At 71.9% G+C, this 10,634-nt stretch carries 10 protein-coding genes; 5 read left to right on the top strand and 5 right to left on the bottom strand.

What is annotated here, in order from left to right:
- The first annotated feature begins 605 nt into the window (after positions 1-605).
- Positions 606-965: a peptidoglycan-binding protein gene (locus GUY61_RS41650; RefSeq protein ID WP_313896910.1), complete on the top strand. Its 360-nt coding sequence runs from the start codon at positions 606-608 to the stop codon at positions 963-965.
- Positions 966-1,149: 184 nt separating this feature from the next.
- Here the strand turns inward: GUY61_RS41650 and GUY61_RS28480 are convergent, their stop codons facing one another.
- A complete protein-coding gene (locus tag GUY61_RS28480) occupies positions 1,150-1,602 on the bottom strand; it encodes a CocE/NonD family hydrolase C-terminal non-catalytic domain-containing protein (protein ID WP_313896909.1) in 453 nt (150 codons plus the stop codon).
- Between the two features lie 24 nt (positions 1,603-1,626).
- Complete coding sequence (locus tag GUY61_RS28475) at positions 1,627-2,145, bottom strand: IS5 family transposase (RefSeq protein WP_166633127.1); 519 nt, start codon at positions 2,143-2,145, stop codon at positions 1,627-1,629.
- Between the two features lie 1,440 nt (positions 2,146-3,585).
- On the opposite strand from GUY61_RS28475, the gene GUY61_RS28470 reads away from it, so the two are divergent.
- Complete coding sequence (locus GUY61_RS28470) at positions 3,586-4,665, top strand: mechanosensitive ion channel family protein (RefSeq protein ID WP_166633126.1); 1,080 nt, start codon at positions 3,586-3,588, stop codon at positions 4,663-4,665.
- Between the two features lie 100 nt (positions 4,666-4,765).
- Here the strand turns inward: GUY61_RS28470 and GUY61_RS28465 are convergent, their stop codons facing one another.
- Together GUY61_RS28465 and GUY61_RS28460 are read right to left on the bottom strand one after the other, a co-directional pair.
- Positions 4,766-5,206 carry an Lrp/AsnC family transcriptional regulator gene (locus GUY61_RS28465; protein WP_166633125.1) on the bottom strand — a complete coding sequence of 147 codons (441 nt, stop codon included), beginning with the start codon at positions 5,204-5,206 and terminating at the stop codon, positions 4,766-4,768.
- A 4-nt stretch (positions 5,207-5,210) separates the two neighbouring features.
- On the bottom strand, positions 5,211-6,563 hold the full coding sequence (locus GUY61_RS28460) for a transaminase (RefSeq protein WP_166633124.1): 1,353 nt from the start codon (positions 6,561-6,563) through the stop codon (positions 5,211-5,213).
- A gap of 271 nt (positions 6,564-6,834) precedes the next feature.
- On the opposite strand from GUY61_RS28460, the gene GUY61_RS28455 reads away from it, so the two are divergent.
- From GUY61_RS28455 to GUY61_RS28445, 3 genes are all read left to right on the top strand, one after another.
- Positions 6,835-7,182, top strand: coding sequence for a peptidase inhibitor family I36 protein (locus GUY61_RS28455; protein ID WP_166633123.1), 348 nt, complete (start codon positions 6,835-6,837; stop codon positions 7,180-7,182).
- Positions 7,183-7,346: 164 nt separating this feature from the next.
- Positions 7,347-8,186 (top strand): alpha/beta fold hydrolase, encoded by an 840-nt coding sequence (locus tag GUY61_RS28450; RefSeq protein WP_166633122.1) that lies wholly within the window; start codon positions 7,347-7,349, stop codon positions 8,184-8,186.
- A 150-nt stretch (positions 8,187-8,336) separates the two neighbouring features.
- The gene (locus GUY61_RS28445) at positions 8,337-8,933 is read left to right on the top strand and encodes a dihydrofolate reductase family protein (protein ID WP_166633128.1); all 597 of its coding nucleotides are present in this window, start codon (positions 8,337-8,339) and stop codon (positions 8,931-8,933) included.
- 89 nt (positions 8,934-9,022) lie between these two features.
- Here the strand turns inward: GUY61_RS28445 and GUY61_RS28440 are convergent, their stop codons facing one another.
- A complete protein-coding gene (locus GUY61_RS28440) occupies positions 9,023-9,790 on the bottom strand; it encodes a CAP domain-containing protein (protein ID WP_166633121.1) in 768 nt (255 codons plus the stop codon).
- Positions 9,791-10,634: the final 844 nt, after the last annotated feature.

Raw genomic sequence — 10,634 nt, 5'->3', positions numbered from 1 at the left:
GCCCGGCGGGGCGGGCAGGACCATGTCGGCGGCGCGGAAGGGGTCACCGGTGGCGTGCACACGCCGTGCGTGCTCGAACAGCCCCTCACCCGGTCCTGCGTGTCCTCCGTGTCCGCCGCGTTCGCCGGGCCGACGAACCGCGGGACGTCGTGGTGGGCCCGCTGTGGTGGCGAGGCACCCGGCCGGCACGGAGTGTTCCGCCCCGGCCGGCGGGAAGGCCCACGACCGTGAACGGCGCGATCCCCGCACAGCCCGCCGTGCGCCCCTCGGCGCAGCCGTCCCTGCGGCCCTCCGTGCGGCCGCCTTCCTCACGGCCGGTGGCTCCGCCGTCCCGGGCCGCACGGCAGGAGGACGGCGACCGCGGCGGCGGCCCGGGCCTCCCCGCGCCGCCGCCCGGCACGACCACCCGGTCGGCGCCCCGCGCGCACGCCGTGCGCCCTCAACCACCTGTCTCGCCCACGGAAACGCCGCCGCCACCGGCCCGTGTGCCCGCGCCGGCCTCCACAGCCACGGGAGAGCGGGGTGCGAGAAACGACGGCGCGGGAGGCCGGCGTTTCGCCGGTAGGCGCGGTACACGTGTCGCCGGAATCCTCGGGCTGGGCGCCGTGAGCGGACTTTTCCTGGTCTCGTCGCTGTCGGCCGACCGTGCCCCCTCCCCTGCCGCGCCCTCCCCGCCGTCCGGCCGGGCGGACCTGCCGCTCCCCTCCGACCCGGCTCCCCCGCTTCCCGAGATCCCGGGCACGGGCGTCCTGCGCGAGGGTGACAGCGGCCACGGGGTGTACGAGCTGCAGGTCCGTCTGCTCCAGGTCCCGAACATCTACGACAGCGGTGCGGTCGACGGCGTCTACGACGCGGACGTCAGGGCCGCCGTGGCCAGGTTCCAGGAGTGGTACGGCGTACGCGGCGACGAGACGGGGACCTACGGCGACGACACACGCCGTGCGCTGATGCTGCACACCAGGTAGCCGGCGAGAGCCGGTCGCGGTCCCGAGGCCCGCCGACCGGAGGGTACGGCGGTCCCCCGGTCGGCGTCGAACCCGTCAGGAGCCGCTGGGCCGGTCTCCTCCGCTGCCCGCAGAGCCCGACGGTGCCGCGTCCGTCGCCGTGACCGTCGTGAAGGGCAGCACGAGCCGGGAGGGGTGCGCGGCGTCACGGTAGATCTTGTGGGTGACGGGGCGGCCCACCGGCAGGTGGAAGGCGTCCGGCGGAAGCAACGCGTTGTGCGCGTCGACCAGCGGCTCGTCGTTCGACAGCTCCACCACCAGGCTCCACCACCAGGCGGTGGCCCGGCCTGAAGGTGGCGGCGAACGGGTAGAGCCGCAGCACGTACTCCTCGATCTTCCCGGGCTCCACCGGCACCGTGCGGGTGTGCGGGTGGTAGGGGTTGGCCTCGGTGGTGCGATCCTCGTCGAGCTCGCGGTGGGACGCCTTGAGGTAACCGGAGGTGATCAACTGCCGGCCGCCGCCGGGAGCCTCGTCCCACAGGCGCAGGATGAAGTTGGTGTCGTCCTGGTCGATCGCCACGAACAGGTGCGCGGCGCCGGTGCCGATCAGTTCGGTGGGCTCCTCGAACGGCTCGGTGCTCCACTTCAGCACCTCCACCTCGTCGGTGACTAGGGTCCGTCTTCAAACGGATCTTGCCCATAGCAGGAATGAGGCGAGAGAGACCGCTGCTTCGTAGGAGGTGGCGGTCTTGTCATATCGGGTAGCGATGCCGCGGAAGTTCTTGAGCCGGTTGAAGCAGCGTTCGACGGCGTTGCGCCGGCGGTAGATCTCCCGGTCGAACCGCGGCGGTCGCCCGCCGTCACGGCCCCGGTTGCGGCGGTGGCGTTGCTGGTCCCGCTTCTCCGGAATGGTGTGGCTGATGCCGCGCTTGCGGAGGTAGGCGCGGAAGCCGCGGGAGGCGTAGGCCTTGTCCGCGACCACGTGGTCCGGTCGGCAGCGCGGTCGGCCCCGACCGATGCGGGGCACTCGGATCCGCTCGAGAAGCGGGCGTGCGCAGACGCCGTCGTGACGATGGCCGGCGGTGAGCATGACGGCCAGCGGCCGTCCCCGGCCGTCGCAGGCGAGGTGGATCTTGGTTGTCAGTCCGCCTCGGGATCGGCCGAGGGCGTGTTGACGGTGTTGCTCTTGACGCTCATGCATGCCCTTACGTGTCCGGGTGGGGTGTGCAGCACCCTGTGGCGCAGTCACAGTAGCCATTTGATTTACACAGAGTCAACGAAATGAACACCAAGAAAAAATAGTGAACGGACGGTGGGGCGGGCCTCCGGGACCGGCCGCCCGGCGGCCGCCGTCGGGCCGGGCGGCCGACACCCCGCGCGAGGCCCTGGGCCGCCGCCCGAAGTGCTGATACCCGGCGGGGCGCGTGCGGCGCGGGTCCGGTGCGACGGAGCCGACCCGAGGCGGCCTCGTCGCCGACCACGATGACGGCACGGCCGCCCAGCAGTCGTACACGGACCTGGGTAGGTCCGACCGCCGTCGCGGAAGCGGCGGACGTGGTGGAGGTCGGCGCGCTGGGAGCGGCGCGCGCAGCCGGGGCAGCGGCAGCGCGGGCGCGGGCGGGTCCGACCGCCGTCGCGGAAGCGGCGGTGATGGACGCCGGCGCGGCGGGAGCGACGCCCGCAGCCGGGGCAGCGGCAGCGCGGGGCGCGCAATGCCGCGATCAGCCCGCGGCCGACCGGCTCACCGGGCTCGTCCCCGCGGTTCCGCCACCGCCGCAACCCATGGTCACCCGGCTCCGCGCGTGATCGCCGGGGACAGTTCCCGGAGGGCGCGGACGGTCCCTGGCACCCGCACCGGGGCGCAAGGAACCCGGGCGGCGCCGTGCGGGTGCCGGATGCCCCGGCAGGGGGCCTTGTCGCCGTCGCCGCCGTCTCTCATACCCGGCCTGGGAAACGGCCACTGGGGTACGAGGCGTGCGGGCGCGACGGGGCGCCGCGGGCGGGGGACGACGTGGACTGGCCCGGCACGGAGATCTGGCTTCCGCTACCCCGGCATCCTGGCCCGGCCGGCGATCCGCCGCATCCGCTGCAACCTGGAGCACCGCCCGATCGTGGACGCTCTCCTCCGCACCCGCCTCCGGCCCCTGCAGGCCGCGACCTCGACAGCCTCGATGACAGCGACAGCGTGGCGGTGCGCCTGCCGCCCGCCGACCGGCTCGTGCGGGTGGACGCCGACGGGAGAACCCGGCCCGGCGCCCTTCCGGAGGAGGCAACCGGCGCGTACGGACACCGCGACCCCGTGCCGGCCGCCTTCCACGACGCGTCGCGAAAGACCGGCACCGCGGCGGCAGCCGACCGCCTGCCGGGGTGCACCAGGCCTTCGGGGTGGCCGGGTTGACCGCCGGCGGGACGACTGCCGGACGGGCGGGGGCAGTTGGGCCGGCGAGCGGGAAGGCCGGATGCCACGGTGACCTCCGTGTACGGCAGGATGGGCCACCACCGCGCCGTACTTGCCCTCAGGTCCCGGCGCGACAGCGGACCCTCAGAGTCGAACAGGTAACAAGGTGACGAAAGACCGCAAGCGACGTACTACGGCGCATGCCACCTCCGGACCGCTCCGCCGGACAGGAGGAGAGGACCGATGAACCGGGCTCTCACGCTCCATGACCTGATCGTGGCCGGGATCGCGCTGGCCGCCGGGCTGGCGGCCGCCCTGCTGCTGCGCCTGGCACTGCGCTGGCTGGGAGAACGCGCCAGCAGGACACGGTGGGCCGGCGACGACGTGATGGTCGACATCCTGCGCACGCTCGTCCCGTGGGCGGCGGTGGTCGCGGGCGCCGCGGTGGCGGCCACGGCGCTTCCCCTGACCCCGAGAGTCGGCCACAACGTCAACACGGCGCTGACGGCGCTGCTCGTCCTGGCGGGGACCCTCACGGCGGCCCGGGTGATCACCGGCCTGGTGCGGTCACTGGCCCAGTCCAGGTCGGGGGTCGCGGGCTCGGCGACGATCTTCGTCAACATCACGCGTGTCGTGGTCCTCGCGATGGGCTTCCTCGTCGTCCTGCAGACGCTGGGCATCTCCATCGCGCCGCTGCTCACCGCGCTCGGTGTGGGCGGTCTGGCCGTGGCCCTGGCCCTGCAGGACACTCTGGCGAACCTGTTCGCGGGCGTGCACATCCTCGCGTCGAAGACGGTGCAGCCCGGCGACTACATCCGGCTCAGCAGCGGTGAGGAGGGCTATGTCGTCGACATCAACTGGCGCAACACCGTGGTGCGCAACCTGTCGAACAACCTGGTGATCATCCCCAACGCCCAGCTGGCCGGCACCAACATGACCAACTACAGCCGGCCGGAACAACAGCTGTCGATCATGGTGCAGGTGGGCGTGGCCTACGACAGCGACCTCGAGCACGTCGAGCGGATCACGACCGAGGTCGTCGAGGAAGTGATGACCGACATCACCGGCGCAGTCCCGGACCACGAACCGGCCATCCGCTTCCACACCTTCGGTGATTCCCGGATCAACTTCACGGTCATACTCGGGGTCGGCGAGTTCAGCGACCAGTACCGGATCAAGCACGAGTTCATCAAGCGCCTGCACCAGCGCTACCGGGCCGAGGGCATCACGGTTCCCGCCCCGAAGCGCACCCTGATCGTGCAGCAGAGCGAGCCGCCCATCGCGTTCCCGCACCAGCGCGACGCGACGCGGACCGTGCAGTAGGGCATGCGCAGGGCCCGGGGGATCCGTCGCCCGGGCCCGGGCCGCCCCGCGCTTCGGGGTACGCGCCGTCGTGGTGTCCGCTTTCGGGTCCGCCGGCCCGTCAGCCGACGTTCCACAGGAAGCGGTGCGTATGAATGGCGAAGTAGGGGAAGCTGTCGACCCTGGTCACGCCGTCGACCTGCCGTACGACGTCATTGACGAAATCCAGCAGATCGGGCGGGCGCGGGCAGACGACCTCGGCGAAGAGGTCGTAGCCGCCCGAGGTGAGCACCGCGTAGACCACCTCCTCACGCTGTGACAGCTCGTCCGCCACGGCTCGCGGGTCGCCTCCGACCGCGATGCCGAGCAGGGCCATGGCCTGGCCGCCCATCGCCATCGGGTCGGTGACGCCCACGACCTGGACGGCCCCGGACTCGGTCAGCCGCTGAAGCCGCTGGCGGGCGGCGGACGGCGACAGGCCGACTCTGGGGCCCAGGTCGGCGTAGGGGATACGGCCGTCGGTCTGCAGTTCGCGGAGGATCGCGCGGTCGATGTCGTCCACGCGCTCATCCTGCCAACTCGGCCAGTGCCTCCGCGAACAGGGCCGTGTGGGCGTCCACGTCGGCCTCGGTGGTGGCCGGGCTCATCAGGGCCATGTTGTGGAACGGCGTCATGAGGATGCCGCGGTTCGCCATCCACAGGTGCAGGAAGTCCTCCAGCTCCGTGTCGCCGGCCTGCGCCGACTCGGTGCCGGTGCGGGGCGCCGGGGACGCGAACCGGTACTCGGTGCGGGCACCGAGGCGGCTGACCGACCAGGGCAGGCCGTGTGCGGCGACCGCCGCGCGCACGCCGTCCTCGAAGCGTCCGGCGAGGGCGCACATGCCCTTGAACGCCTCGTCCGTGAGGACGTGCTCGAGAGTGGCGCGCATGGCGGCGACAGACAGCGCGTTGCCCGCGAGGGTGCCGCCGACGCCGCCCATGTCGATCAGATCGAGATCGGTGCGGCCCAGCAGCCGGTCGGCGAGTTCGGCGGACAGGCCGTAGGCACCCGCCGGGATCCCCCCGCCGATCGCCTTGCCGATCGTGAGGATGTCCGGGTCGAGGCCCCACGCAGCCGTGCAGCCCCCGGGCCCGGCGGAGAAGGTGTGGGTCTCGTCGTTGATCAGCAGGACGCCGTACTCGCGGGTGAGTTCCCGTACGGAGTCGAGGTAGCCGGGCTCGGGAAGCACGATGCCGATGTTGGTGAGCGCGGGCTCCATGAGGACGGCGGCGACGTCCCCGTGGGCGAGCTGCCGCTCCAGGCCGTCCGTGTCGTTGAACTCCGCGACCCGGCTGGTGAGGGTCACGTCGCACGGCGCCCCGACGTTTCCGGGGCGGGGCACGCCCCGGTCGTCCGTCCCGCCGGTGACGATCAGCGACTCGTCCACGCTGCCGTGGTAGCAGTAGGCGTTGACGAGGATCTTGGGACGGCCGGTGACGGCACGGGCGAGGCGGATGGCCCAGCGGTTGGCGTCGGTGGCGGTGAGCGAGAAGGACCAGCGCGGCATACCGAACCGGCGGGTCAGTTCGGCGCCCACCCATTCGGCGTCCTCGGTGGGCAGCATGGCGGTCGCGCCGCCCAGTTCCCGGTAGCGCAGGTCGACGGCCTCGGTGACGGGGTCCGGGGAGTGGCCGGCCATGGCCCCGGTGTCACCGAGGCAGAAGTCCGTGTACTCGTGCCCGTCGATGTCCCGGACCCGGGCGCCCCGCGCACTGTGCAGATAGAGCGGGAAGGCTCCGGCGCTCTTGTTCATCCAGGTCATCGGGACACGCCCGAAGAGATGGCCCGCGTTGTCGTACGCCGCCCTGGAACGGGGGTTCCCGGCGCGGGCCAGGTCCGTTTCGCGGGCGAGCAGGTGGTGCAGTCGATTCCGGTCCATGCGCCGACCGTACAGACGATTCGACTGATCCATCAAGGCATCACGCTCGTTTCGCTTTCGCCGACGCGCGATCCGAGCGCGCACCGCTTCGGACGGCATGCCCGGGCAGCGTTGGCGGACGTTGTCTGTTTCCCGGTTGCGGAAGGCGACGGGAAACCCCTCCAGGCCGGTCCCGGTGCCGCCGAAACCCGGATTACCGAGACGGTCGGGCACCGCCGTCTCACCGCCGCCTCACCGGCGCTTCGCGGGAAAGACCAGCAAAGGAAGAACCATGCGCAAGACACACGCCATCGCTCTCGCCGCCGCACTGGCCCTCGGCACCCTCGGCTCGGCGACAACGCCCGCCGCCGCGGTCCCCGGATGCGAGGCCAATGCCATCTGCCTGTGGACCGGGGAGAACGGAGGGGGCGACCTGTACGTCTGGAAGGGCGGCTACGTCGACGTCCCGGCCGCCTTCCACGACCACGTCTACTCCTTCCGCGCCAATCGCCCGGGCTGCTTCATCAACTACGCGGAGGGCACCAAGGAAGTCCGCCCGGTGAACCCGGGCGACTACGCCGACCACTACGACGAGGGGTTCGGTGCCGTCCTGGACGCGGTCGGCGACGCCCCCTGCTGACCGCCACCCCCTGCTGACCGCCGACTCCGCGCCCCCGCCCGGCTCCGCCCACGCGGGCCGGGCGGGGCGCGGCGCAGCGCGGCGACGGCGGGCGGAACCGGGATCTTGACAGACGGCCCCGGGGCCGGGAAGCTGACCGACCAGTCGGTATGGAGAGGTGAATCGTGACGGGTCATACGAGCATCCCAACCCCCGCGGGCGTGTTCGACGCGGTCGTGGAGGGCCCGCCCGGCGGCCGCCCGGTGCTGCTGCTGCACGGCTTCCCGCAGAGCGGCCTCACCTGGGAGCGGCAGGTCGCCGCGCTGGCCGCGCAGGGCCACCGGGTGGCGGCGCCCGACCTGCGCGGATACTCGCCCCGGGTGCGTCCGGAGAATCCTTCCGCGTACCGCATGGACTTGCTCGTCGACGATGTCCTGGCGATCGCCGACGCTCTGGGCTGGCCGGCCTTCGACCTGGTCGGCCACGACTGGGGCGGAGCGCTGGCATGGTGGACCGCCGACGCCCACCCCGGCCGCCTGCGCACGCTGACCGTGGTGTCGACCCCGCACCCCGGAGCCCTCGCGGAGACCCTGCGCACCGACGACGACCAGCGGCGCCGTTCGCAGTACATGCGCGACTGGCGCGCTCCGGACACCGAGCGCCGCATGCTCGCCGACGGCGCGGCGGAACTCCGGGCCCTGGTCGACGGCGCTCTGCCGCCGGGCAGGCTCGAGGCCTATCTGCGGCGCCTGCGCGAACCGGGCGCGCTCACCGGCGCGCTGAACTGGTACCGGGCCGGGCGCCCCGGCCGCGAGATCGGGGTGGTCGAGGTCCCCACTCTGTACGTCTGGAGCACGGACGACACCGCCTTCGGCCCGGCCGCCGCGCACGCGACCGGCCGGTGGGTGAGCGGGCCGTACCGGTTCGAGACCCTGCGGGGCGTCAGCCACTGGGTCCCCGAGGAAGCACCCGAAGCCCTGAACGAACTCGTGCTGCGGCATCTTCGGGACCACGCACAACACTGACCCGCGGGGCGGCGCGGACGCGCGGGGCCGGACACCGCCGGCGGTCGCGTGGGGCCGGACGCATGGGGCCGGACTGGCGCGATGACTTTTCGACGGCGCGGCAGTCTCCATTGCCGTACAGCCCGGAAACGAGGAAGTGGAGTGAGCCCCATGCGCATCGTGGTCTGCGAGTTCATGAGCCTGGACGGTGTCGTGCAGGCGCCGGGTGGGCCGCAGGAGGACACCGACGGGGGCTTCGCCCACGGCGGCTGGTCGCACCCGTTCTTCGACCCGGAGGTGATGGGCGGCGCCTTCGACGAGGCGCTGGGCAAGGCGGATGCCCTGCTGTTCGGACGCCGCACGTGGCAGACGATGGCCGCCGCGTGGCCCGGGAGGGCCGGCGACCCGTTCGCCGACCGGATGAACGCCATCCCGAAGTACGTGGTGTCCCGGACACTCGGCGACGACGAGCTGACGTGGGAGAACACCAGCTTGGTCCCCGGCGACGGGGCCGTCGCCCGCGTCCGGGAACTGCGCGACGGCGAGGGCGGCGACCTGCTGATCATGGGGAGCCCCACACTCGTGCGCACACTGCTGCACGAGGGCATGGTCGACGAGCTGCGGCTGATGATCGAGCCGGTACTCCTCGGAGGGGGCAAGAGGATCTTCCCCGAGGACGGTGTGCTGCGCACGCTGGAGCTGGTCTCCACGGTCACCAGCGGCACGGGCGTGCACGTGAGCACGTACCGGCCCCGCGCCGCGGAGTAGGCCGCGGCCGGGGCCGTGTACGGGGTGTCTCCCTGTGTACTGCCGCTCGTCGCGGCAGCGGACCGTGGAAGCCGCCGGAGCGGCGTCGGTCAGCGGGCCGTGCCGAAGTCCTGGGTCCAGTAGTCGCCGGGCTGTGCGAGGCCCACGCCGATCTCCTTGAAGGCGCAGTTCAGGATGTTGCGCTTGTGGCCTGGGCTGGACATCCAGCCCGCCATGACCTGCTCGGGGGTGTCGTATCCATAGGCGACGTTCTCGCCGTAGGTGCTCCAGACGTAACCGGCGCGGGTGATCCGTTCGCCCGGGTCCGAGCCGTCGGAGCCCGTGTGCGACATGTTCTTGTGGTCCGCCATGTCCTGGCTGTGGTCCTGAGCGGCCTTCGAGAGCTTCGCGTTCAGTGTCACCGCGGAGCATCCGGCCTTGGCGCGCTCGCCGTTGACGAGGGCGACGACGCGTGCGACGGCGCCCGTGGCCGGCGGGGCGGCCGGGGCCGTCGCCCGCGGAGCGCTCGGGGTCGCGGCGGGCGCGGCAGGGGCGGCGGGCGCGGCAGGTGTCTCGGAGGCCTTGGGGGCCTCGGGCGTCCGCGTCGGTGCCGGCGTGGTGGTCCGCGATGCGGAGGGAGAGGCCTTCGCGGTCCACTCGCCGTTCTTCCACCTCTCGCGGGAGGCCGCCTCGTCCCCGTTCTTCCACCGCTCGCCGGAGGACGCGTTCTTCCAGGTCCTCCACTGGCCGTGGGACCTGGTGTCCCCCTGCCCGTCCTCCAGGCACGCCATGGCGGCCGACGGCAAGGCCAGAGCTCCCAGCGTGACGACAGCAACGGTTATCTGCCGGTGACGCGTCTTCCTGCGGTGCTTTCTCATGCGGACCTCGCTCGGTGATCGCGGAAGGTCTCCCTTGCGGCCGTCGGCACCCGTGCTGTGCCTGAGCTGCGGAGACTCCTTGCGGGGCCGTCATTGTTAAAACGTGTTCGAGCGGTGGGCAACGAGCTGTGGTACTACCGGGGCTCGTAGTGGACGTCACCCCTTGAATCCGGCGCGCGGGCGTGCTGGCCCGGCTCGGGAAGCACCCCGGCTTGCTGACCCACCGTCAGAATTGCCGCGTGGGCGACAAAAGGGCGAACCGGCCGCCACAGGCAAGCGACATGGGATCTTGTGCGGCGTATGTCTGGTTCGATGCGGAAAAATCACGCATGTCACCCAAGGGGTATCTACTACCCGGGACGCTCAGTACGCGAAGCGGGTATGACGGATGTCACTGACAGGAGCGCAACCATCCCCGATCGGGACATCGGCGGGCACCCGCCACACCGTTGAGCCTCTCACGTTCCCGCCGAAACAACCGAAATCACAACAGGAGCCACAATATCCGGTTACCACGGAAATCGATCGCGGCTCCGGATCGACGGCGGGGGTCTCACCCGAATCAAGGGCGCCAGAAGTGTTGACGCACCGTCAGTCCAAACCTATCTTCTGATCGACTCTTCGCACATCGTTCGAAATCTCGAATGCTCGCGGCATCGAAGGGAATTCGCGTGCTCCTCACCCGTCAGGGTTCCGCGCTCCCACGTCCCGCCCGGTGCCGGCGATGCCGGCCCGACACGGGCCCCGCTCCCCTGCCGGGCCCACGGCCAGGAGGAAGGCAGTGAGGTTGGTGATCGCCAGGATGCTCACCGCGCTGCTCTTCGCCGGGGCCGGCACCCTGGCC

It is taken from the genome of Streptomyces sp. GC420 (assembly GCF_009916105.1).
Taxonomy (GTDB): Bacteria; Actinomycetota; Actinomycetes; order Streptomycetales; family Streptomycetaceae; genus Streptomyces.
Note: the sequence above shows the minus strand (reverse complement) of the source record. Positions and strands in the feature narration are given on the sequence as shown.

Excerpts from the sequence above, each read along its gene's own strand:
- GUY61_RS28470 (WP_166633126.1), top strand. The coding sequence starts at position 3,586 with ATGAACCGGGCTCTCACGCTCCATGACCTGATCGTGGCCGGGATCGCG.
- GUY61_RS28460 (WP_166633124.1), bottom strand. The coding sequence starts at position 6,563 with ATGGACCGGAATCGACTGCACCACCTGCTCGCCCGCGAAACGGACCTG.
- GUY61_RS28445 (WP_166633128.1), top strand. The coding sequence starts at position 8,337 with ATGCGCATCGTGGTCTGCGAGTTCATGAGCCTGGACGGTGTCGTGCAG.
- GUY61_RS28440 (WP_166633121.1), bottom strand. The coding sequence starts at position 9,790 with ATGAGAAAGCACCGCAGGAAGACGCGTCACCGGCAGATAACCGTTGCT.
- GUY61_RS28455 (WP_166633123.1), top strand. The coding sequence starts at position 6,835 with ATGCGCAAGACACACGCCATCGCTCTCGCCGCCGCACTGGCCCTCGGC.
- GUY61_RS28475 (WP_166633127.1), bottom strand. The coding sequence starts at position 2,145 with ATGCATGAGCGTCAAGAGCAACACCGTCAACACGCCCTCGGCCGATCC.